Below are 23,035 nucleotides of genomic sequence, written 5' to 3'. Positions count from 1 at the left end.
ACGCCGTGGACGCACACCGTGGCTAACCGCGGCGGGGGCGCGGGCGCTCGCTGGCGAAGCCGCGCACCACGTGGGCCCGAACGAATTCCGCCGCCACCTCCGGATCGTCCATGTCGAGCGTCGAGGACGGCGTGCTGAACAGTGAAAAGAGTATGCGCGCGAACCATTCACCGGCGGCTTCGATGTCGAGGTCCTTGCGCACCTCGCCGGTGAGCCGGGCGGCCGACAGGTAGGGGGCGAAGAACTCGACGCATTCGCGCAGCAGCACGCCCGCGTCCTTGGTCAGCAGCAGGCTGATCGCATCCTCGTCGAAGTACTTCTCGGAGGCGATGACCCGTCGCGCCTGAGTGACGAAGACCGCCGCCGAACACAGCTTGTCCTCGAGCGTGCCGCCACGGTCCATCGCCTTTGTCATCTCGCGATAGAAGCGCTCGGACGCGTGTTCGGCGCACGCCTCGACGATGGACGCCTTGTCGGAGAAGTATTCGTAGATGGTGCTGCGGGACACCCCGGCCCGCTTGGCGATGTCGACGATGGTCGCCTTCTGCAACCCCTGCTTGCCGAAGCACTCGAACGCCGACTCCACGATGAGCTCGCGGGTGTCGGTCAGCTGAGTCGCTTGCGTCGTCACGGAATCAACGCCCCCCGAGGGACGAGCCCGGCATCGGCCGACGCGAACGCGGCGTTGACGTCGACCAGATGGAACGGCTTGGGCATCAGCCGCTCGAACGGAAAACTGGTGTGCTGCAGAAACGATAGGCCGGTGGCCAGGGTCACCGGATCGTAGAGCATCACGCCGCGCACGGACTTGTTGCCGTAGACCAACGCGCTCGGGTCGAGCTCGAAGGTGCGCCCCATCCCGACGTTGCCGACCTCGAGTAACGTTCCGCCGTTGTTGAGAAACCCGATCCCTTCCGGGATGACGCCCGGCACGCCCACGACCTCGAGCACCCAGTCCGCGCCGATACCGTCGGTGTGCTCGCGCACCCGCTCGGTGACTTCGGCGGCCGAGATCCCCCCGGCGTCGATGCAGTGGGTGGCGCCGAAGTCGGCGGCGACGTCGAGTCGTTCGGCGATCTTGTCGATGACGATGACCGCGGCGGCGCCCGCCGTCCGCGCCACGGCGGCGGCGTTGATGCCCAGCCCGCCAGCACCCTGAATGACGACGGTGTCCCCGAGCCGCACATCGCGCAGCGCGAAAAGCACTTGGGCGAGCGCGCAATTCAGCGGTGCGACGGCCTCGTCGGGCAGGTCTGCGGGAACCTTGTACAACGGCTGCCGGCGGCTGGTGTAGTAGTACTCGCCGTAGGCGGCGACGAAGTGCGGCGCCTGCTCGTGGGTGCGGTACTCGCCGGCCATCAGGTTCTGGCAGGCATACGAGCGTCCACGCGCGCACGCGTGACAGCTGCCGCAGAACCAAAAGTACGGCGCCACCACACGATCGCCGACGGCCAACGGCTTTCCGGTCGCGTCGGCGGTCAGGCCCTCGCCGAGTTCGGCTATCTCACCGACCATTTCGTGGCCCATGGCGAACGGGCACGGCAGCGGCAGCTCGCCGCGGAAGATGTGCAGGTCGGATCCGCAGATGCCGGCCATCCGCAGCCGCAGCGCGGCGGTGCCCGGCGCCGGTGTGGTCAACGGGAATTCGGCCAGCTCGATGGGCCCGCCGTGGGCGGTCAGGAGCGCGAGCCTCGGCATGACGGTCCCCCTAGCCGGCCGGTGCGAGAATCAGGCCGCTGGTCGGCACGCCGGTTCCGGACGTGACCAGCACGTGTTCGACGTTGTCGACCTGGTTGTGTGACGTGCCGCGCACCTGACGCACCCCCTCGGTGATGCCGTTCATGCCGTGGATGTAGGCCTCGCCGAGCAGGCCACCGTTGGTGTTGATGGGGAATTCCCCACCCAGTGACAGCCGCTCGACGGTGGCGAAGTCCTTGGCCTCCCCGCGCCCGCAGAACCCGAGCTCCTCGAGCTGGGCGAACACGAACGGCGTGAAATGGTCATAGATGAAGGCGGTTTGGATGTCTTGCGGCTTGAGGCCCGAGTCGCGCCACAGCTGGCGGCCCACCACGCCCATCTCGGGCAGCCCGGTGATCTCGTCGCGGTAATAGCTGGTCATCATCTCGCCGTTGTCGGCCGCGCCCTGGGCGGCCGCGGTGATGATGGCCGGCGGCTGGCGCAGGTCGCGGGCGCGCTCGGCGCTGGTGATGACCAGCGCGACGCCGCCGTCGCTCTCCTGGCAGCAATCCAGCAGGCGCAGCACGGGTTCGACTATCCAGCGCGAGTTCTGGTGGTCTTGCAGGGTGATCGGGCGTTGGTAGAACCAGGCGTCCGGGTTGGTCGCCGCGTGCTTGCGGTCGACGACGGCGATCCTGCCGAAGTCCTCGTTGGTGACGCCGTACGTCGACATGTAGCGCTGGGCGTGCACCGCGACCCAGGCCGCGGGCGTGAGCAGCCCGAACGGCGCGTAATGCGCCATGAACAACGGCGTTTCGGCCATGCTGCGGCCGCTGCCACCGAACCGGAAGCCGGATCGTTCGTTGAACGCGCGCCAGCACACCACCACGTCGGCGACGCCGGTGGCGACGGCCATCGCCGCATGCACGACGGTGCCGGCGGCCGCCCCGCCGCCGTGGTGCACGCGGGAAAAGAACCTCAGGTCGCCGATGCCCACATTGCGCGCGATGTCGATCTCGTCGCTGGAATCCATGGTGAACGTGACCATGCCGTCGACGTCACTGGGCGCCAGGCCGGCGTCGTCGAGTGCGGCACTGACCGCCTCGCACGCCAATTGCAGCTCGCTGCGCCCGGATTCCTTGGAGAACTCCGTCTGGCCTATCCCGACGATGGCCGCGGCGCCCGGGAGCGTCCGGCTCATGCCTGGTACCCGTCGAGCAGGCTGAGCACCGCGGTGCCGGACACGTGGTCGCCCAGGCTGTTGGCGCCGGTGAAGGTCACCTCGACGAAGTTCTCACCAGCTGAGCCCGCGGTCTTGCCGGTGACGCTGCCGGTGAACCGCAGCGGGTCGTCCGGGAAGCACGGCACGCCAAGGCGAATCGAGAGGTTCTTCACCATCGCCTCGGGTCCGGCCCAGTCGGTGAGGAAGCGCACGCAGTAGCCGTTGGTGGTCAGGATGTTCATGAACAGGTTGGGTGAGCCCTGCTGCTTGGCGTAATCGCGGTCGTGGTGCACCGGCATGAAGTCGCGGGAGGCGATCGCGCCAGCGACGATCATCGTTGTGGTGATCGGGATTTCGAGCGGTGTGACCTCGTCGCCCTTCGCGATGTCCTGCCATCGCAGGGTGGTGGTCCGGCCGGTGGTAGTCGTCATGCGGGTCCTTCCGAATAGGTTGCGCCGAGGTGGGCCAGCTGCGCCGAAGCCGGACCGAGGGTCAGCTCGTTGTGCTTGGCCCACAGGAAATAGCGGTGCAGGGGATAGGTGACGTCGATGCCGATGCCGCCGTGGACGTGCTGGGCGGTGGCGGCCACGCGTGCGCCGGCCTCGGCAGCCCAGAATTTCGCGATGCGCGCCGCCCGGTCAGCCGGGCGCCCGTGTGCGATCAGCCAGGCCGCCTGCCAGGTGGTCCACCGGATCGCCTCGACGTCGATGAAGGCGTCGGCCATGCGCTGCTGCACCGCCTGGAAGCTGCCGATCGGACGCCCGAATTGCTCACGCCCCGTGGTGTATTCGGCGGCGATCCACAGCGCCCGCTCCGCGACACCCAGCTGGATTGCGCACAGCGCCACCAGGGCCCGGGTATAGAGCGCCTCGACCACCCCGGCGCCGGCGATCACGTCGGCCGCGGAAACGATGGCGCCATCGAGGAATACGTCCGCGTGCGGTTCGCGGTTCGTGGTGGGCACCGGGCGGATCTCGGCGCCGGCGGCGTCGGCGGCGAGGAGGAACAGGCCCACGGTGCCGTCGTCAAGTGCGGCGGGAATCAGCAACGTGTCGGCGAGTTGGGCGGCCGGCACCAACTCCTTGACGCCGTCGAGGCGCCAATTCGGGCCGTCACGGCGTGCGGTGGTGGCCGGGCGAGCCGGATCCGAACGGCCGGGTTCGACCAATCCCGCTGTCAGGATGCGGGATCCGGTGACCACGCCGGGCAGGAACCGTTGCTGTTGTTCGTGGCTGCCGTGCCGGGCGATCGGGTCGGCGCCCAGCACCAGCGTGGCGTAGCCGGGAACCGGCGCGACGCTGTATCCGACCTCGGCCAGCAGCACCCCGAGCTCCACGAAGCCACCGCCGTTGCCTCCGACCGACTCCGGCAGCGCGGTGCCCAGCAGGTCGGCGGCGGCCAGCTCTTCCCACAGCGCGGCGTCGTGGCGGGTGTCGCCGGCCTCCAGCTCGGTCAGCCGTTCCGGGGTGGCGCGGCGCCCGAACAGGTCGCGGGCGAGCTTGGCGATCGTCTCCTGCTCTTCGGTGAACGAGAAGTCCATGACGGGGCCTAGGCGCTCGGCCGGAACTGGTGCAGCACCAGGTCGTTGTCGAAGGTTTGGTAGTAGACCTCGACCGGCATTCCGGGCGTCACGTCGGCCGGGTCGATGCCGGTCAGGTTGGACACCAGCCGCACCCCCTCCTCGAGTTCCACCAGCACGACCACGTAGGGGTACTCGAAGAACGGAAACTTCGGCTCGTGCGGCATCACGTAGCTGAAGACGGTGCCGCGTCCCGACGACTCGATGGACTCCCACTCCAGCGAGCGGCAGTGGGGGCACATCGGGCGGGGCGGGTGACGCAGCTGCCCGCAGCCGGCGCAGCGCTGGATCAGGAGTTTGTTCTCCCGCAACCCATTCCAGAAGAATTCCGTGTCTGCGGTGATCGCCGGAGCCAGACGGGCCGCCATCAGCTGGCCGGCCTGAAGCGCAGCACCCGGAATCGCTGGCGTCCCAACACCTCGCCGTTCTGGTCGGTGTAGGTCGTGAGCCAGGTCAGGAAGAACCCGGTGCCCAGCGCCGTCTTCTTCTCCTCGGAGACCGACTCGTAGACGGTCGTCGCGCTGATCACGTCGCCCAGCCTGGGATACCGCTCGATCTCGAACTCCGAATTCGTGGCCACCGTGCTGGTGTAGCCGGCCTCGTCGAGGAACGCCGTTGGGTTGCTGTGGATCTCGACCGGCGCCCCACCGCGCTCGCCGATTCCCTCCAGCTTCGGCGACGGCATGGTCCAGGTCTGCAGCATCACCGGCGGCGACACGATGCCGCCGAACCGTGACGACGCGGCGAACTCCGGATCGATGTAGACGGGGTTCATGTCGGCCATCGCGTACGCCCAGTGCCGGATCATCGGCTGGTTCACCGGGTCCGGCGCCAGCGAGGGCTTTCCGGTGCCACCCGTCGGCTGGCCGACGAGGGCCCGCACCTTGGCGCTGACGGTTTCTGAGTCGGTCACGACAGTCCTGTCCTCCTTGCTATTTCGCGGCCCGAAGGTCGCGCGGTGCCCGGGGCATGCCCAACCCGGCCATGGCGATGATGTCACGTTGGATCTCGTTGGCGCCGCCCCCGAACGTATTGATGACGGCTTGGCGGTAGGCGGATTCCAGCGCGCCGCGCAGCGGAGCCTCGGCGCCGCGCCGCACCCCGTTGCCGTCCAGCACCTCGAGCAGCTCCCGGGCGACCTGCTGGGTGAGCTCGGTGCCGAACACCTTGGCCGCCGACGCCTCGCCCATGCTCAGCACCCCCTTGGTCATCGCCGCGTTCACTCGCAGATTGACGAGCTTGTATGCGGCGACTTGGGCTTCGACCCGGGCCAGCGCCGATTGCACCCAGGGCTGGTCGATGACGCGGCCACCGTCGAGCTCGGTGGTGACGGCCCAATCCAGCGTCTTCTCGAACAGTGGCTCGAGCGCGCCGAGATTGCCCAGGGCGGCGCGTTCGAAGTTCAACTGCGTGGTGATCAGCTGCCAGCCCTGGTTCTCCTCGCCCACCAGCGCGCTGACCGGCACCCGCACCTCGTCGTAGAAGGTGTAGAAGGTCGAGATGCCCGGCATGGTGTGCAGCGGCTGCCAGGAGAATCCGGGCGAGGAGGTCGGCACGATGAGGATGGACATGCCCTTGTGTTTCTTGGCATCCGGATCGGTGCGCACGGCCAGCCAGATGTAGTCGGCGTAGGCGGCGCCGCTGGTGAACATCTTCTGGCCGTTGATCACATACTCATCACCGACGCGCACGGCCGTCGTCCGCACCGAGGCCAGGTCGCTGCCCGCGCCCGGCTCGGAGTAGCCGATGGCGAACTCCACGGAGCCGTCCAGGATCGCCGGCAGAAACCGCTGCTTCTGCTCCTCGGTGCCGTAGTGCATCAACGTCGGGCCGACGGTGTTGAGCGTCACCAGCGGAATGGGGGCGCTGACCCGGCGCGCCTCCTCGGAGAAGATGAATTGCTCTATGGCCGAGAACCCTTGTCCGCCATATTCTTTAGGCCATCCAACGCCCAGCAGGTTGGCCGCCGCCAGGGCGCGGACGCATTCGCGCACCTCGGGACCGCCCTCCATCCGCTCGCTGACCGCGGCGACGCGTTCCGGCGTCATCACGGTCTCCAGCGTCGCGCGGATCTCGGTGCGCAGCGTGCATTGCTCTGGCGTGTATTCCAGGTCCATTGCTCAGGCCCCCATCCGCACCGGCATGCGTTTCACCCCGGGCACCATGGTGGCCCGCATCCGATCCACCTCGCCCACCAGCTCCATGGCGGGGAACCGGGGCAGCAACTCCTCGAAGAGCACCGTCGCCTCCAGTCGTGCCAATTGTGCACCCACACAAGAATGTTCACCACAGCCGAAGGCGATGTGCGGGTTCGGGTGACGGGTCACGTTGAACTCCTCGGAGTCGGGACCGAAAACGTCCTCGTCCCGGTTGGCCGACCCGTAGAGCATCACCACCACCTCGCCGGCGCGGATCCGCTGACCGCGGATCTCGACGTCGGCGGTCGCGGTGCGGGCCATGTGTACCACGGGGCTGTTCCACCGCAACATCTCCTCGACCGCGAGGGGGATGCGGGCGGGATCCTCGACGAGCAGGCGGTATTGGTCGGGATGCGCGATCAAAGCCAGCGTTCCGAGCGCGATGAGGTTGCGGGTGGTTTCGTTGCCGGCCACCAGCAGCAGGAAGGCGAAGTTGAGCAGGTCGTCATCGTCCAGCCGGTGTTCGTCGATTTCGGCCTCGGCCAGGACCGAGAGCAAGTCGTCGCGCGGTTGCACGCGGCGGGCCGCGATCAGCTTCTGGAAGTACTCGTAGAGCTGCCCGGCCGCCACCAGCGGGTCCAGCTCGATCTCCGGATCGGCGGTTCCGGTGGCCGCGTCCGACCACGCGCGGAACTGCTCCCAGTCGTCGGGCGGGGCGCCGATCAGCTCGGCGATCATCCGGGTGGGCAGGGGAGCGGCGATCTGTTCGGCGAACTCGTGCACGGAGCCGGGTTGGATGCCGTCGAGAACGCCGCGAACAATCTCGCGGATCTTGGGCTCGAGCACCGAAACACGGCGTCGGGTGAATCCGGAGTTGATCAGCTTGCGCATCTGCCGGTGCCGCGGCGGATCGGTGAAGATCAGGCTGCCCTGCTGCACCGGGTTGGGCATCTGCGGATCGGGGATCGTGATGCCCAGGGTCGAGGTGAACAGCGCCGGGTTGCTCGAGACGAACCGGATGTCCTCGTACTTGAGCAAAGCCCAGAAGTTGGTGACGTCGTTCCAGCACACCGGCGCCGTCGCACGCAGCTCCCTATAGGCGGGATACGGGTCCCCCGCGTAGAAGTCGGGGGAGTGCAGCGGGAAGCTCGGCGAGCGCAGCGGCGGATGAGTCTGCACGGCAAGCCCCTCTCGCAGGACACCCGATCCGACAGATTGGTGCAATCTGTCTGCCGACTGTGTCTACTCCGCGCCGCCGCGTGCTGTCAATACGGCACCAAAATATTGAAATAGCTCGGATTTCACGCAATTGCTAATTGACGGTGGACACGCGGGGGTGTACACCAAATGATCAGATGACCGGAGGAAGCAACATGGCCGATTCGCCCGCTCTTGTCCAGACCTACCCGCTCTACATCGACGGCCAGTGGGTCGAGCCGCAGGACGGTCGCTACGACGACCTGTCCCCGTCCACCGAGGCCGTCATCGCCACCGCGCCCGACGCGAGCGTCGCGCAGGTCGATGACGCGATCGCGGCCGCGCGCCGCGCCTTCGACAGCGGACCGTGGGGCACCATGACCGCCGAGCAGCGCGCCGGGTGTCTGAACCAACTGGGCGAGGCGCTGACCAAACACGCCGACGATTTCTTCGCGCTGTCCCAGGCGGAGTGGGGCTGCATCGCCAACGAGCGCATCATGCAGATCGACGGCACCGGGTTCATGTCCATGCACGCCGCCCAGCTCGCGACCCAGCTGGTCGACCAGGAGGTCACCGGCCTCAGCGCCGGTACCACGTTGCTGCGACACGCGCCGCTGGGCGTCGTTTCGGTGCTGACGCCGTGGAACTTCCCGCACTGCCTCAACGTCATGAAACTGAATCATGCTCTGGCCGCGGGTAATACGGTCGTGCTCAAGCCATCTCCGCTGACGCCGCTGGCCGGGCTGGCGCTGGCGCGGCTCATCGACGAGCACACGGACATCCCGCCGGGTGTGGTCAACGTGGTCACCCCCTCGGGCGTCGAGGCCGCCAAGCTGCTGACCACCGATCCGCGCATCGACATGGTGAGCTTCACCGGCAGCTCGGTGGTGGGCCGCCAGGTGATGTCCGCCGCCGGGGACACGATGAAGCGAATCCTGTTGGAGCTCGGCGGAAAGTCGGCCAGCATCGTCCTCGGTGACGCCGTCGTCACCGACGAGATGCTGGAACAGATGCTGTTTCAATCCTGTTCGCTGCACGCCGGACAGGCCTGCATCCTGCACAGCCGGCTGCTGTTGCCCGATTCACTGCACGACGACGTCGTCGATCGGCTGGCCGCATTGGCCCGTGCGGTCAAGGTGGGCGACCCCACCGATCCGGACGTGCAGATGGGTCCGCTGATCAGTGCGGCGCAACGCGACCGGGTCGAGGCGCACATCGCCGGCGCGCGCAGCGAAGGGGCGAAGCTGGTGACCGGCGGCGGGCGGCCGGCCGGCCTGGACGTCGGCTACTACGTCGAACCGACCATTCTGTCCGAGGTGGAGCCGAATTCGACTATCGCGCAAGAGGAAGTGTTCGGCCCGGTGTTGACCGTACTGCGCTACCGCGACGACGACGACGCAGTCGCCATCGCGAACAACTCGCAATACGGACTCTCGGGTGCGGTGTGGGGTGAGGACGTGGACCGCGCCGTCGGGGTGGCGCGCCGCATCCGCACCGGCCAAATCGCGGTCAACGGCGTCAGTCCCGGCGGTGCGCCCTTCGGCGGCTTCAAGCTCAGCGGGCTGGGCCGCGAGGGCGGCGGAATCGGCGGGCTGCACCAGTACATGGAAGCGATGGCCATCGGGGTTCCCGCGTGACGGGACCCGTCGCGGGGCTGCACGTCGTCGAAATCGCCAGCGAGATCTCGGGTCCCTACGCGGCAAAGCTCCTGGTCGACCTGGGCGCCGAGGTCATCAAGATCGAGCCGCCCACCGGCGACCCGTTGCGGCGCTGGGGCCCCTTCCCGCCGGGCATCGTCGACCCGGATCGGTCCGGCCTGTTCGAGTACCTGAACGCCGGCAAACAGACTGCCACGCTGGATCTTTCGGAGGAAGAAGACCTCGCGGCCGCGCGCGAACTCATCGCCGGGGCGCACCTGCTGATCGAGGATGCCGGCGCCGGAACGCTCGAGGGCTGCGGGCTCGGGGTCGATGACCTGCAGCGGATCAACCCAAACCTGGTGTTACTACGCATCTCTGGGTTCGGTCAGTCCGGTCCGTCCCGTCACCGGAAAAGCACACCGCTGACCCTGCAGGCGGCATCCGGCTGGATCAGCTCCCGGGATCCCGGGCGCCCACCGGTGCAGGTCGGCGCCCGCATCGCCGAGTACGTCGCCGGCGCCTACGGCGCGCTCGGTGCGCTGACCGCCCTGCGGTCGCGGCCTGACGCCCGCGTCGCCGAAGTCGATGTCTCCCAGCTGGAATCGTTGCTGTCGACGTTGCCCTATCCGATGTTGATGGCGCAACGGATGCGACGGCTCGGCCTGCCCGCCAACCTGCGGTCGGCGCCCATGCTGGGTGTCGTCCGGGCCGCCGACGGCTGGGTGGGCATCAACTGCCTGACGGGTCAGCACTGGCTGGACGTCTGCGCGATGCTCGGCCTGCCAGAGTTCGGCGAGCACCAGCTCGCGATCATGATGGGCGGGCCGGAGCGTGACGACTTCTTCGCCAAGGCCGAGCCGGTGCTGGCCGGCCAGACCGTCGCCGAGATCGTGGAACTCGCTCAGGCGCTCCGGATTCCGGCCGCCCCGGTCAACGACGGCGCCAGCGTGCTCGAGTGCCCGCAATACGCCGAGCGGCGGTTCTTCGTCGAAACCGGATCATTTCGGCGCCCCGGAACGCCGTTCAGGTTCTCGGAAACCACTGTTGCGCAGCGTGTTCCGGCGCCGCGCTCCCGGGCGTCGCGAACCGCGAAGTGGGCCGGCGACGGCCGGGCGTTGCGGCGGTCGGCGGACCCACTGCCCTTCGCGGGGCTGCGGGTGCTCGACCTGACCACGTTCTGGGCCGGCGCGTATCTGACCTGCTACCTCGGGGCGTTCGGCGCCGACATCGTCAAAGTCGAGTCGATCCAGCGGCCCGACGGGCACCGCTACTCGGGGGCCTTCGCCTACGAGGGCGACGACTGGTACGAGCGCAGCCCCATCTGGCAGGGCACCAACCTCAACAAGCGCGACCTCACGCTCGACCTGACATCGCCGAGCGGTCTCGAGCTGGCGCGGCGGCTCGCCGCCGACGCCGACGTCGTGGTGGAGAACTTCTCGCCCCGCGTCGTCGAAAACTTCGGTCTGGACTACGACTCGCTGACTGCGCTGAAACCCGACGTGATCGTGGTGCGGATGCCCGGGTACGGCCTGCACGGCCCGTGGCGGGACTACGTCGGCTGGGCGCTGAACTTCGAGCAGACCTCCGGAATGTCGGCGGTCACCGGCTACCCGGACGGCCCGCCGTGCAACCCGCAGGGTCCCGCCGATCCGATCGTCGGCGTGCACGCCGGGGTCGCGCTGCTGGCCGCGCTCGAGCACCGCAACCGTACCGGCGCCGGCCAACTCATCGAGATAGCCCAGATCGAAGTCGCCGCCGCGGTCACCGCCGAACCGGTGATCGAGTACTCGATGACCGGCGTGGTGCGCCCGCGCGAGGGCAACCGTCGGCGCGGCTGCCTGCAGGGCGTCTACCCGACCAACGAGGACGACGTGTGGGTGGCGCTGTCGGTGCCCGATCAGCCGATCGACCACGACGTCTTCGACGAGCTCGTTGCCGCCTGGACCCGCACGCAGACCGCCGCGGCGATCGTCGACACCCTTCAGGCACAGGGGATCGCGGCCGAGCGGGTGATCACCGGCGAGCAGATGTATGGCATACCCCAGCTCGACGCGCGCGGCTACTACGAGGAGCTCAAACACCGGATCACCGGCCCCCACCGCTACCCCGGCTGGCCCTTTCGCATCACGCCCGGACCGCGGCACCACCACCGCACCGCGCCGCCGACGCTCGGTGAGCACAACGACGAGGTCCTGCGTGAGCTGGGCCTGTCCGAGGAAGAGGTGGCGGACCTGCGTCATCGGCGGGTGATCGGCGAGCGGGTGCTCAACGCCTAGCCGCCAGCAACGCCCAGCCGCCCTTTGGTGAACCGCGCCTGACATGCCAAGCTGCTGGACATGGTCATCGAGATCGCCCGCCCCAAACTCGAAGGAAACGTCGCCGTCGGCGAAGACCGCCAGATCGGCTTCGCCGAGTTCGGCGATCCGCAGGGCCGGGCCGTCTTCTGGCTGCACGGCACCCCCGGCGCGCGGCGCCAGATTCCCACCGAAGCCCGCCTGTACGCCGAAGACCACAAGATCCGGCTGATCGGGCTGGACCGCCCCGGGATCGGCTCGTCGACGCCCCACCGCTACGAGAACATCCGGGCCTTCGCCGACGACCTGCGGACCATCGCCGACACGCTCGGCATCGACAAGATGGCCGTCATCGGCCTGTCCGGCGGTGGTCCGTACGCGCTCGCGTCGGCCGCGGTGCTGTCCGATCGGGTGGTCGCGGCCGGCATACTCGGCGGCGTCGCGCCGTTCCTCGGCGACGAAGGCATCACCAGCGGCCTGATGAACCTGGGCAAACGGGTGGCGCCGCTGCTGCAGCTGGGCGGTGACCCGCTGCGGATCGGCGCGAGCCTCTTGGTCCGTGCCATCCGACCGGTCGCCAGCACCGCGTTGTATCTGTACGCCGCTGTGTCGCCGGAGGCCGACCGGCGCCTGCTCACCCGGCCCGAGTTCGGGGCGATGTTCCTGGACGACCTGCTCAACGGCAGCCGCAAGCAGCTGGCGGCCCCCTTCAACGACATCATCCTGTTCACCCGGGACTGGGGATTCCGGCTCGACGAGGTCAAGGTCCCGGTGCGGTGGTGGCACGGCGACAGCGACCACATCGTGCCGTTCGCCCATGGCCAGCACGTGGTCTCGTTGCTGCCCGACTGCGAGCTGTTCGTACTGCCCGGCGAAAGCCACCTCGCGGGGCTGGGCCGCGGCGAGGAGATCCTGTCCACCCTGATGAAGATCTGGGACGAGAAAGGCTGACCCACGCCGCGGCCGGGTAGCCTGCTGACGTGCTGCTGGCGTCGCTTGATCCTTCGGTCCTCACCGCCAACGATGTCGCCGACGCGGTGCGCATCGACGGCACCGTGCTCAGCCGCAGCGACCTGGCCGGCGCCGCGACGTCGGTGGCCGAACGGGTCGGCGGCGCGGGCCGCGTCGCCATCCTGGCCGCACCGACCGCCGCGACGGTGCTGGCGGTCACCGGGTGCCTGATCGCCGGGGTGCCCTTCGTCCCGGTGCCCGCCGACGTCGGCGCGGCCGAGCGCCAGCACATGCTCACCGACTCCGGGGTGCAGGCCTGGCTTGGGGCGGCGCCCCCAGAAGACTCGGCGTCGGAGTGGCTGCCGCACATCCCGGTGCGGTTGCATGCGCGCTCCTGGCACCGCTACGCCGAGCCGTCGCCTGAGGCCACCGCGATGATCATCTACACCTCGGGGACGACGGGGCTGCCCAAAGGCGTGGTGTTGAGCCGGCGGGCGATCGCGGCCGACCTCGATGCCCTCGCGCAAGCCTGGCAGTGGACCGCAGACGACGTCCTGGTGCACGGCTTGCCGCTCTTTCACGTGCACGGCCTGGTGCTGGGTCTGCTCGGCTCGCTGCGGATCGGGAATCGCTTCATTCACACCGGCAAGCCGACGCCGGCGGGCTACGCGCAGGCCGGGACCGACCACGGCGGCACGCTCTTTTTCGGGGTGCCCACGGTGTGGTCGCGGGTGGCGGACGACGAGGCGGCCGCCAGGGCGCTGCGCCCGGCACGGCTGCTGGTCTCCGGCAGCGCGCCGCTGCCGGTTCCGGTGTTCGACCGGCTGGCCGGGCTCACCGGACATCAGCCCATCGAACGCTACGGCGCGTCGGAATCGCTGATCACGCTGTCCACCCGGGCCGACGGCGAGCGGCGCCCGGGGTGGGTGGGCCTGCCGCTCACCGGTGTGCAGACCCGCGTGCTCGACGACGGCGGCGGGCTGGTGCCACATGACGGCGAGACCGTTGGGAAGCTGCACGTGCGCGGGCCGATGATGTTCGACGGCTACCTGAACCGGCCGGACGCCACCGCCGAGGCGTTCGACTCCGACGGCTGGTACCGCACCGGCGACGTCGCGGTGATCGACGCCGACGGCATGCACCGCATCGTCGGGCGCGAGTCGGTGGACCTGATCAAGTCCGGCGGTTACCGCATCGGCGCGGGTGAGATCGAAACGGTGCTGCTCGGGCATCCGGGCGTCCAGGAGGCCGCGGTGGTCGGGATGCCCGACCAGGATTTGGGTCAGCGGATCGTCGCGTTCGTGGTCGGATCGGCGGACGGCGACGCATTGATCGACTATGTGGCCCAGCAGCTTTCGGTGCACAAGCGGCCGCGCGAGGTCCGCATTGTGGACGCGCTGCCGCGCAACGCCATGGGCAAGGTACTCAAAAAGCAGCTGCTGACCGACGGCTGAGCGGCCGCTCAAACCGGGTAGCAGCTGGTCAGCCGGGCGCCGAGACACGCAGCAACTTGCCAGCTCCAGCGCCGAGCGTGGCCGCGAAGCTTCACCTACCGTCGTAACCGTGCATCGATGTATCCGGACAGCGAACGGCCGCCATGGGTGAGCCCGCTCGGCCCGTGGGGACCGCCGCCCCCACCCCCATGCGGCGGATCGCGGTGGCCTGCCTGGTGGGTTCGGCCATCGAGTTCTATGACTTTCTGATCTACGGGACCGCGGCGGCGCTGGTGTTTCCCGCGGTGTTCTTTCCGCACCTGGGTCCGACGGTGGCCACCATCGCGTCGATGGCGACGTTCGCGACGGCGTTCCTGTCCCGCCCGCTGGGCGCGGCCGTCTTCGGCTATTTCGGCGACCGGCTGGGCCGCAAAAAGACCCTCGTCGCCACGCTGCTGATCATGGGCGCATCGACGGTCAGCGTGGGCCTGGTCCCCGACACGGCGTCGATCGGGATCGCGGCGCCGTTGATCCTCATCGTCCTGCGGCTGCTGCAAGGCTTCGCCGTCGGCGGCGAATGGGCCGGGTCCGTCCTGCTCAGCGCCGAATACGCGCCTCCCGACAAACGCGGCTGGTACGGCATGTTCACCTCGCTGGGCGGCGGCACGGCCGGCATCCTCGCCAGCCTGACCTTTCTCGCCGTCAGCCTCACCGTGGGCGAGAGCAGCCCCGCGTTCCTGGACTGGGGATGGCGGGTGCCCTTCCTGATCAGCAGCGGGCTGATCGCCATCGCCCTCTACGTGCGGCTCAACATCGACGAGACCCCGCTGTTCGTGGAGGAGAAGGCCCGCAACCTGGTGCCCAAAGCGCCGCTGGCAGAGCTGGTCCGCCTGCAGCGGCGGGAGATCGTGCTGGTCGCGGGCTGCTTCCTGGGCGGCATGGGCTTCGTCTACCTGGGCAACACCTTCCTCGTCATGTACGCCCACTCCCACCTGGGCTACTCGCGCAGCTTCATCTGGGGTGTCGGCGCCTTGGGCGGGCTGACGAGCATCGCGTTCGTCTCGTTCGGGGCGTGGCTGTCCGACCGCGTCGGGCGTCGCCGGGTGATGCTGTGCGGGCTGGCGGCGTGCCTGCCGTGGGCGTTCGTGGTCATCCCGCTGATGGATACCGGCAACCCGGTCTTGTACGCGGTCGCCGTCCTGGGCATGTTCGCCTGCGCGGCGGTGGCCAACGGCCCCACCGGGGCCTTCGTTCCCGAGCTGTTCGCCACGCGCTACCGCTACAGCGGTGCGGCGGTGGCGATGAACCTGGCCGGCATCCTCGGCGCCGCGGTGCCGCCGCTGCTGGCGGGCACCTTGCAGGCGATCTACGGTAGCTGGGCGATCGGGCTCATGATGGCGACCCTCGTGGTGGCCAGTTTCGTGTCCGTCTCGCTGCTGCCCGAAACCAGGGGGACCGCGCTGCAGACCGTCGAAGTCGACGAGCGGGTCCCCGCCGACCTATAGGCGCACCCTCAGTTGGCATGCAGGTCCTGGTTGAGGGCGATGCCCTGTCCGCCGCGGGCCACCACTTCGACCGCCCCGCTCACCGAATTGCGACGGAACAACAGGTTGTTGCCGCCGGACAGTTCCAGGGCCTTCATCGTTTTGCCCTCGGGCGTAATGACTTTGGTGCCCGCGGTGACATACAGGCCCGCTTCGACGACGCAGTCGTCGCCCAGGGAGATGCCCAGGCCCGCGTTGGCGCCGAGCAGGCAGCGCTTACCGATCGAAATCACCTCGGTGCCACCGCCGGACAGCGTGCCCATGATCGAGGCGCCGCCGCCGATGTCGGAGCCGTCGTCCACCACCACGCCGGCGGAGATGCGTCCCTCCACCATCGACGCCCCCAGCGTGCCGGCGTTGTAGTTGACGAAGCCCTCGTGCATCACCGTCGTGCCCGGAGCCAGGTGGGCGCCGAGGCGCACCCGGTCGGCGTCGGCGATGCGCACCCCGGTCGGTAGGACGTAGTCGACCATCCGCGGGAACTTGTCGACGCCGTAGACCGTCACCGATCCGTGCCGGCGCAGGCGGGCCCGGACCGCCTCGAATCCCTCGATGGCGCACGGTCCCCGGTTAGTCCAGACGACATTGGTCAATACCCCGAATAAGCCGCCGGCGTTCAGCCCGTGCGGCGCCACCAGCCGGTGCGAGAGCAGATGCAATCGCAGGTAGGCGTCGTAGGCGTCGGCGGCCACGTCGTCCAGCGAGCCGATGACCGTGCGCACGGCAACTGTCTCGGTGCCGCGGTCGTCGTCCCGTCCGATCAGAGTGGTCAGTTCCGGGGGAATGTCGGACAGCGCCAGCCGCGACGTCGCGCTGGTGCCCGAGTCGGTCAGTTCCGGTGCGGGAAACCACGTGTCGAGGATCGATCCGTCGGCGGCCAGCGTTGCCAGCCCGATACCTGCAGCTCCAGTCACGGCGGTCAGGTTACTTCGTGGGCCGCGTCCCGATCCGCCCGCCCCGCGCGGGGCCCGCGCCCCCGGCGCGCCCCGGCGTTCAAAGTCCCACGCGGGCAAGGCAATTGCGCACAACCCGCCGTCGTGCGCATTCGCACGCGGTCAACCGTCCCGGTCCCAGCAGGTCAGCGGCGTGAATTGCGCCGTTTCGGGTACGTAGCTTGCGGGGTCCGCGGGTCGTTTCTGGCCTTGTCGCGGGGGTTTGTTGTCGCCGGTCGGCGGGTTGTCCACGCCCGCCGCGTGGTCGGCGGCCGCACCACGGCTGACTGCCGAGACCGTCGCGGGCACGGGCTGGACCGCGCCGACCGAAGAGGCGCATACGACGTGGGCTTCCGGGATGCCGGCCGTCGCCTCGGCGGGGCGGGGCGGTTACGGGATGGGGCCGCGGTACGGCGTCAAGCCCAAGGTGATGCCCACGCGCTTGCTCGTCTAGCGCACGCGGCGTTCCGCGCGGTTCATGATCGCCGCCGGGTTGAGGGTGGCGACCCGCTGCGCCCGGCTCCGCCGCGCTTGCGATCACCACTGGATCGATGGTGGCGACCCGCTGCGCCCGGCTCCGCCGCGCTTGCGATCACCACTACCCTGAGACCGTGCTGGACTTACGCGGAGATCCGATCGCGCTCACCGCCGCGCTGGTCGACATCCCCAGCGAATCGAGGGACGAAGCGCGGCTGGCCGACGAGGTCGAGGCCGCGCTGCGCGCCCAGACGTCTGGGTTCGAGATCATTCGCAACGGCAACGCCGTGCTGGCACGCACCAATCACCGGCGGCCGTCGCGGGTCCTGCTGGCCGGGCACCTGGACACCGTGCCGGTGGCCGGAAACCTGCCCAGCCGCCGCGAGGGCGACGACCTGTACGGCTGTGGCACGGCGGACATGAAATCCGGGGACGCGGTCTTCCTGCATCTGGCCGCCACCGTGGCCGACCCCGTGCACGATCTCACGCTGGTGATGTACGACTGCGAGGAAATCGACGCCGCAGCAAACGGATTGGGCCGCATTGAACGCGAGCTGCCGGACTGGCTCGCCGCCGACGTGGCCATTCTGGGCGAGCCCACCGGAGGCTACATCGAGGCCGGCTGCCAGGGCACCCTGCGGGCGGTGGTCAGCGCCAGCGGCACCCGTGCCCATTCGGCGCGATCCTGGTTGGGCGACAACGCGATTCACAAGCTCGGCGCCGTGCTGGAGCGGTTGGCGGCGTACCAGGCGCGCAGCGTGGACATCGACGGTTGCGTCTACCGTGAGGGCCTGTCGGCCGTGCGCATCGATGGCGGCGTGGCGGGCAACGTCATTCCCGACGCGGCCGCGGTGACGGTCAACTTCCGTTTCGCCCCCGACCGGTCGCTGCCCGAGGCGCTGCAACACGTGCACGACGTGCTCGCCGGGCTCGACGTGCACATCGAACAGACCGACGCGGCAGCCGGTGCGCTGCCCGGGCTGTCCGAACCCGCGGCCAAGGCGCTGGTCGAGGCGGCCGGCGGCAACGTCCGGGCCAAGTACGGCTGGACCGACGTGGCACGGTTCGCCGCGCTGGGCATACCGGCGGTCAACTTCGGGCCGGGTGATCCCAACCTGGCGCACAAGCGCGACGAGCGGGTCGCGGTCGCAAACATCACCGCCGCGGCGGACGTGCTGCGCGGTTACCTGAGCGGCTAAGCAGTCCCGGCCCCGCACCGCCGCGCTTGAGCGGCGGCGTCGGTGGCGGCCGCGTGCATGCCGATCGAGGTCAGCTGGTCCGATACCGCCCGCAGACCCGCGTCATCGCCGGCGGCCAGCGCGCGGGCATGGGTCAGTGCGATTCTGCCTGCGACGCAGTCGATCTCGGCGCAGAGCCGGGCCAAAGGATCGTTGGCCCGGGTGTCGCCGAGGCGCACGGCCTCGTGCCAGACGCGCACCGCCACGCCCCGCTGTCCACCGCGTTCGGCCATCCGGGCGGCGTCGCGCGCGGCGGCCACCGCCCCATGCGTGTCGCGCACCAACGCCAGCCGCCATGCCCGCGCCACCCCGAGCTCGGGCGCGAACAGCGCCGACTTGGTGCCGTGCCGGGATTCCGCCCTGCTCAACGCCTTTGCCGCGGCGGCGGTGTCGCCTTGCTGGGCCAGCGCGGTGGCCAGCAGCGTCAGCGACAGCGGCCCCCACGAGTAACCGGTGCGCTCCAGGGTGGCGGCCGCCGGGGCCAATAACGCTGCCGCAGAAGCGAATTCGCCGCCAGCGATCAGCACGTGGGCCAGCAGCACCTCGCCGATGGCGCGGCCCGGCTGTTGCAGCTCGGCGAAGTCGGTGAATTGCTGTGCGAGCCGGCGGGCTTGGTCGGGGCGGCCGGCCATCAACAGCGCGGTGGTCTGGCCCAGCCCGATGGTGAAGCGCAGCAGCCCGGGGTGCTCGGCGGCCAGTGCGCGCTGCGCCAGCGGCTCGACGTCGTCGAATCGGCCTTCGCGCGCCGCGGACAGGGCGCCGGCACTGGCCGCCCAGGCCACCGCCTGGTCGTCGGCGGCCGGCGAGGCGAGGACGTCGCCGGCGACCTTCACGGCGTGCCCGACGTTGCCCGCGTTCATCGCGAAGGTCGCGCTGAGCGCGTCCAGGGTGGTCCGCGGGCCGGTATCGGTGACCCGGTTGCGCACGGTCCGCAGGAACGCGGTGGCGCGCTCGGGTTCGCTGAGCATCCAGAACTGGTTCGCCGCCCGCAGCAGTGCCCAGTCCATCAACGCCGCTTCGGTCAACGCGGTGGAGTCGACGTCGGCCAGCACCGAATCGGCCTCCCGGCCGCGGCCCTGCCAGGCCAGGGCGTGCGCCAGCGCGAGCCGCGCCGCCAACCCGCCGGAGCGCTGCAGCGCCGACCGGGCCAGCCGTTCGCCCAACGCCAGGTCGCCCAGCCGCAGCGCCTGCTGGGCGGCGGCGACGACGTCGGCGACCCGCGGGGGAGTGTCGCTGTCCAGCGCCAGCGACACCAGCCGCAACCTGTCACTGAGGTGCTCGGACGGCCGCTGCGACAGCAGCGTGACCAGGTCGGTGCGTCGTCGCCGGGCGTCTTCGGGGTCGAGCGCGGCCCGCGTGCGCTCGGCGAACAGCGGGTGGGCCGTATAGACGACCGGGTCATCCGACGAGCCGCCGCGCGTCCGGGTCTCCGCGGCGCCCCACCTCACCGCGTCGGCCACCGCGCCGTCGCCGGCGAGCGCGGTCAGATCGGCGACCGACAGCGGCTCCGCGACGGCGAGATACTCCAGCACCGACCGCGCCGCCGCCGGGAGCTCGGCGAGGAAGGTGTTGATCTCGGCCGGCGCGGTCGCGCCCCCGGGCGGCTCGATGTCGATCCGGGTGAGCAGGCCGTCGGTCCACAGGGCCGCGATCGCGTCGGGGGCGGAGTCGCCCTGCGCGGTGACGATGAGCCGACCCGCGCCGTCGCGCGCCAGCTGGTAGACCAGCGTGGCCGACAGCACGTCCAGGTGGTGGGCATCGTCGACGATCAGCAGCAGGTCGTCACCGCCCAGCGATGCCCGGGCGGCCCGCAACAGCGCGGCCGGCTTGCCGAGTTCGGCGATCTCCACCAGATGGCTGAACGCCCCGAACGGGACGGCGCGTTCGGTCGGGGTGCCGGTCACCCAGCGGACGAGCGTGTTCGGGTGCCGCCCGGCGAACCGCTCGGCTGCCACCCGGGCGAGTGTGGATTTGCCGACGCCGTCGGGTCCCAGCACCACCGCCCCCCGCGCCCCGTCGGCCAACGCCGCATCGAGCCGCTCTGAGGCCGTCGCATGTTGGGGGACGTTCCATCGAATCGGCACTGCCGAATTTTATGGTGCGAGAGCCGGGCGGCAGGGCGAAAGCCCCAGATATGACGGGCCGTATGCGGTTGGTCTACCTTTGGCGGATATGCCCGGCCAACGCGTTTCGTCCAGCGAGTGGTCGGTGTGTGTGTATTGCGCATCCGGGCCGCAGCATCCCGAATTGCTCGGAGTCGCTGCGGAACTCGGCGAGGCGATCGCCGAGCGCGGTTGGACGCTGGTGTGGGGCGGGGGCCGGGTGTCGGCGATGGGCGCGTTGGCGAGCGCGGCGCGCGCCCGGCGCGGCCGGACCGTCGGCGTCATCCCCAAGATCCTGATGCGCCGCGAGATCGCCGACGCGGACGCCGACGAGCTGATCGTCAGCGACACCATGCACGAGCGCAAGCAGCTCATGGAAGACCGCGCCGACGCGTTCGTCGTGCTGCCGGGTGGCCTGGGCACCCTCGACGAGTTGCTTGACGCATGGACGACGGCCTTCCTCGGTCTGCACGACAAACCCATCGTGTTGCTGGATCCCTTCGGCCACTACGAAGGGCTGTGGACCTGGTTGTGCGGATTGCTGGACAGCGGTTACATCTCCCAGGTGGCGATGGACCGGTTGGTGCTGGTCGACAAGGTGAGTGCCGCGCTCAAAGCGTGCGCACCCGACTGAGGCCGCCGACGGGTTTGCCACCCCTATTAGGCTGTCCGCCGAGCTTGACTTTGGAAACGAATCGAGGGGATCACGTTGTCCGATCGTGACGGGGGAGCGCGCACGGCGGTCAAACTGACCGACATCGCATTTCGGGCGCCGGCGGTGCTGGCCGACCTGCCGGTGATCGTGCGTGGCGCGATGACCGGACTGCTGGCCCAGCCGGGCTCCAAGAAATCGATCGGCACGGTGTTCGCCGACCGGGCCGCGCGCTACGGCGACCGGATCTTCCTGCGCATGGGCGATCAGAAACTGACCTACCGCGATGCCAACGCGGCCGCCAACAGGTACGCCGCCGTGCTGGCGGCGCGCGGTGTCGGCCAGGGCGACGTCGTCGCGATCATGCTGCGCAACTCGCCCAACACCGTGCTGGCCATGCTGGCCGCGGTCAAGTGCGGCGCGGTCGCAGGCATGCTCAACTACCACCAGCGCGGCGAGGTGCTCGCGCACAGCCTCGGCCTGCTGGACGCCAAGGTGCTCATCGCCGAGACCGATCTGGTCAGCGCCGTGGCCGAGTGCGGCGGCTCGGGCAGCACCGAGACGCTGACCGTGGAGGACCTGGAGCGGTTCGCGGTGAGCGCGCCGGCCACCAACCCCGCGTCGGCGTCGGCCGTGCACGCCAGGGACACCGCGTTCTACATCTTCACCTCGGGTACAACGGGATTCCCGAAGGCCAGTGTCATGACGCACCTGCGGTGGCTCAAGGCGCTCGCGGCGTTCGGCGGGATAGGGTTGCGGCTCAAGAGCTCCGATACGCTCTACTGCTGCCTGCCGCTGTACCACAACAACGCGCTGACGGTGGCGCTGTCGTCGGTGATCAACTCGGGGGCGACGCTGGCGCTTGGCAAGTCGTTCTCGGCGTCGAAGTTCTGGGACGAGGTGATCGCCAACGATGCCACCGCGTTCATCTACATCGGCGAGGTGTGCCGCTACCTGCTCAACCAGCCGGCCAAGCCGACCGACCGCGCACACAAGGTGCGGCTGATCGCCGGAAACGGGCTGCGCCCGGAGATCTGGGACGAGTTCACCGAGCGATTCGGCATCGCCCGCGTCTGCGAGTTCTACGCGTCCAGCGAAGGCAACGCCGCGTTCATCAACATCTTCAACGTGCCTCGCTCCACCGGCGTCTTCCCGATGCCGCTGGCCTACGTCGAGTACGACCCCGACACCGGCGCCCCGCTGCGTGACGACAACGGACGGGTCCGCCGGGTACCGGCCGGCGAGCCCGGTTTGTTGCTCAGCCCGGTCAACCGGCTGCAGCCTTTCGACGGCTACACCGACAAGGAGTCGAGCGAAAAGAAGTTGGTGCGCAACGCCTTTCGTGAGGGCGACTGCTGGTTCAACACCGGCGACGTGATGAGCCCGCAGGGCATGGGACACGCCGCGTTCGTCGACCGGCTCGGCGACACCTTCCGGTGGAAGGGCGAGAACGTGGCCACCACGCAGGTCGAGGCGGCGCTGGCGTCCGACGACTCCGTCGAGGACTGCACGGTCTTCGGGGTCGAGGTGCCGCGCACCGGCGGCCGCGCCGGGATGGCCGCGGTCAAACTGCGCGGCGGCGCCGAGTTCGACGGGCAGTCGCTGGCCCGCTCCGTGTACGACCAGCTGCCCGCCTATGCGCTGCCGCTGTTCGTGCGGGTGGTGGACTCCATCGAGCAGACGACGACATTCAAGAGCCGCAAGGTAGAGCTGCGCGAACAGGCCTACGGCTCGGACGTGGCGGACCCGCTGTACGTGCTGGCCGGGCGCGACGAGGGCTACGTGCCCTTCTACGACGAGTACCCCGACGAAGTGGCCGAGGGCAAACGCCCATAGGCGTCGGCGGTCCCCGAGCCGCGCGATCGGCGGCGACCGGGCACCATGTACATGTGCAATCGACACCGCCCGAGCCGTCCGGCCAGTCAACTTGGTGCGGCCGCCCGGTCGCGGGCGATCGCG

Annotated in this window: 20 protein-coding genes; 9 read left to right on the top strand and 11 right to left on the bottom strand. The window is 69.5% G+C overall.

What is annotated here, in order from left to right:
* Positions 1 to 22: 22 nt before the first annotated feature.
* From ACZYVJ_RS08250 to ACZYVJ_RS08210, 9 genes are read right to left on the bottom strand one after another with little or no spacing between them, the layout of a single operon-like run.
* The gene (locus ACZYVJ_RS08250) at positions 23 to 631 is read right to left on the bottom strand and encodes a TetR/AcrR family transcriptional regulator (protein WP_463830557.1); all 609 of its coding nucleotides are present in this window, start codon (positions 629 to 631) and stop codon (positions 23 to 25) included.
* A complete protein-coding gene (locus tag ACZYVJ_RS08245; RefSeq protein WP_463830556.1) occupies positions 628 to 1,698 on the bottom strand; it encodes a zinc-binding dehydrogenase in 1,071 nt (356 codons plus the stop codon). Before ACZYVJ_RS08245 ends, ACZYVJ_RS08250 begins: the two co-directional genes overlap by 4 nt.
* Before the next feature lie 10 nt (positions 1,699 to 1,708).
* Positions 1,709 to 2,878, bottom strand: a complete 1,170-nt coding sequence (locus tag ACZYVJ_RS08240) for a lipid-transfer protein (RefSeq protein WP_463830555.1) — start codon at positions 2,876 to 2,878, stop codon at positions 1,709 to 1,711.
* Positions 2,875 to 3,330, bottom strand: coding sequence for a MaoC family dehydratase (locus ACZYVJ_RS08235; protein WP_463830554.1), 456 nt, complete (start codon positions 3,328 to 3,330; stop codon positions 2,875 to 2,877). The genes ACZYVJ_RS08240 and ACZYVJ_RS08235 overlap by 4 nt, the downstream gene beginning before the upstream one ends.
* Positions 3,327 to 4,439 (bottom strand): acyl-CoA dehydrogenase family protein, encoded by a 1,113-nt coding sequence (locus ACZYVJ_RS08230; RefSeq protein WP_463830553.1) that lies wholly within the window; start codon positions 4,437 to 4,439, stop codon positions 3,327 to 3,329. The genes ACZYVJ_RS08235 and ACZYVJ_RS08230 overlap by 4 nt, the downstream gene beginning before the upstream one ends.
* Positions 4,440 to 4,447: 8 nt before the next feature.
* Positions 4,448 to 4,846, bottom strand: a complete 399-nt coding sequence (locus ACZYVJ_RS08225; protein WP_463830552.1) for a Zn-ribbon domain-containing OB-fold protein — start codon at positions 4,844 to 4,846, stop codon at positions 4,448 to 4,450.
* A complete protein-coding gene (locus ACZYVJ_RS08220; RefSeq protein ID WP_463830551.1) occupies positions 4,846 to 5,391 on the bottom strand; it encodes an FAS1-like dehydratase domain-containing protein in 546 nt (181 codons plus the stop codon). The genes ACZYVJ_RS08225 and ACZYVJ_RS08220 overlap by 1 nt, the downstream gene beginning before the upstream one ends.
* Before the next feature lie 19 nt (positions 5,392 to 5,410).
* Positions 5,411 to 6,595, bottom strand: coding sequence for an acyl-CoA dehydrogenase family protein (locus ACZYVJ_RS08215; RefSeq protein WP_463830550.1), 1,185 nt, complete (start codon positions 6,593 to 6,595; stop codon positions 5,411 to 5,413).
* Positions 6,596 to 6,598: 3 nt separating this feature from the next.
* Positions 6,599 to 7,795: a cytochrome P450 gene (locus ACZYVJ_RS08210; protein WP_463830549.1), complete on the bottom strand. Its 1,197-nt coding sequence runs from the start codon at positions 7,793 to 7,795 to the stop codon at positions 6,599 to 6,601.
* A gap of 194 nt (positions 7,796 to 7,989) precedes the next feature.
* Here ACZYVJ_RS08210 and ACZYVJ_RS08205 point away from each other — a divergent pair, with 194 nt between their 5' ends.
* The 5 genes from ACZYVJ_RS08205 (at position 7,990) to ACZYVJ_RS08185 (ending at position 15,636) form a co-directional block, all read left to right on the top strand.
* Positions 7,990 to 9,450, top strand: coding sequence for an aldehyde dehydrogenase family protein (locus tag ACZYVJ_RS08205; RefSeq protein WP_463830548.1), 1,461 nt, complete (start codon positions 7,990 to 7,992; stop codon positions 9,448 to 9,450).
* Positions 9,447 to 11,729, top strand: a complete 2,283-nt coding sequence (locus ACZYVJ_RS08200; protein ID WP_463830547.1) for a CaiB/BaiF CoA transferase family protein — start codon at positions 9,447 to 9,449, stop codon at positions 11,727 to 11,729. The genes ACZYVJ_RS08205 and ACZYVJ_RS08200 overlap by 4 nt, the downstream gene beginning before the upstream one ends.
* A gap of 60 nt (positions 11,730 to 11,789) precedes the next feature.
* A complete protein-coding gene (locus ACZYVJ_RS08195) occupies positions 11,790 to 12,698 on the top strand; it encodes an alpha/beta fold hydrolase (RefSeq protein WP_463830546.1) in 909 nt (302 codons plus the stop codon).
* A gap of 29 nt (positions 12,699 to 12,727) precedes the next feature.
* Positions 12,728 to 14,152: an acyl-CoA synthetase gene (locus ACZYVJ_RS08190; protein WP_463830545.1), complete on the top strand. Its 1,425-nt coding sequence runs from the start codon at positions 12,728 to 12,730 to the stop codon at positions 14,150 to 14,152.
* Positions 14,153 to 14,340: 188 nt separating this feature from the next.
* Positions 14,341 to 15,636 carry an MFS transporter gene (locus tag ACZYVJ_RS08185; RefSeq protein ID WP_463832900.1) on the top strand — a complete coding sequence of 432 codons (1,296 nt, stop codon included), beginning with the start codon at positions 14,341 to 14,343 and terminating at the stop codon, positions 15,634 to 15,636.
* Between the two features lie 8 nt (positions 15,637 to 15,644).
* Here the strand turns inward: ACZYVJ_RS08185 and dapD are convergent, their stop codons facing one another.
* Positions 15,645 to 16,598, bottom strand: coding sequence for a 2,3,4,5-tetrahydropyridine-2,6-dicarboxylate N-succinyltransferase (dapD, locus tag ACZYVJ_RS08180; RefSeq protein ID WP_463832899.1), 954 nt, complete (start codon positions 16,596 to 16,598; stop codon positions 15,645 to 15,647).
* Between the two features lie 235 nt (positions 16,599 to 16,833).
* Here dapD and ACZYVJ_RS08175 point away from each other — a divergent pair, with 235 nt between their 5' ends.
* Both ACZYVJ_RS08175 and dapE read left to right on the top strand, forming a co-directional pair.
* Positions 16,834 to 17,061: a PE/PPE C-terminal domain-containing protein gene (locus tag ACZYVJ_RS08175; RefSeq protein ID WP_463830544.1), complete on the top strand. Its 228-nt coding sequence runs from the start codon at positions 16,834 to 16,836 to the stop codon at positions 17,059 to 17,061.
* Positions 17,062 to 17,218: 157 nt separating this feature from the next.
* A complete protein-coding gene (gene dapE / locus ACZYVJ_RS08170) occupies positions 17,219 to 18,283 on the top strand; it encodes a succinyl-diaminopimelate desuccinylase (protein WP_463830543.1) in 1,065 nt (354 codons plus the stop codon).
* On the opposite strand, the gene ACZYVJ_RS08165 is transcribed toward dapE, so the two are convergent.
* The gene (locus ACZYVJ_RS08165; protein ID WP_463830542.1) at positions 18,280 to 20,406 is read right to left on the bottom strand and encodes an AAA family ATPase; all 2,127 of its coding nucleotides are present in this window, start codon (positions 20,404 to 20,406) and stop codon (positions 18,280 to 18,282) included. The genes dapE and ACZYVJ_RS08165 overlap by 4 nt on opposite strands.
* A gap of 88 nt (positions 20,407 to 20,494) precedes the next feature.
* On the opposite strand from ACZYVJ_RS08165, the gene ACZYVJ_RS08160 reads away from it, so the two are divergent.
* Together ACZYVJ_RS08160 and fadD6 are read left to right on the top strand one after the other, a co-directional pair.
* On the top strand, positions 20,495 to 21,058 hold the full coding sequence (locus ACZYVJ_RS08160) for a TIGR00730 family Rossman fold protein (protein ID WP_463830541.1): 564 nt from the start codon (positions 20,495 to 20,497) through the stop codon (positions 21,056 to 21,058).
* 75 nt (positions 21,059 to 21,133) lie between these two features.
* A complete protein-coding gene (fadD6, locus tag ACZYVJ_RS08155; RefSeq protein ID WP_463830540.1) occupies positions 21,134 to 22,912 on the top strand; it encodes a long-chain-acyl-CoA synthetase FadD6 in 1,779 nt (592 codons plus the stop codon).
* The last annotated feature ends 123 nt before the right edge of the window (positions 22,913 to 23,035 follow it).

The sequence above is a fragment of the Mycobacterium sp. IDUB_3 genome, from assembly GCF_055419585.1.
This window is presented reverse-complemented; position numbering and strand designations above follow the sequence as displayed.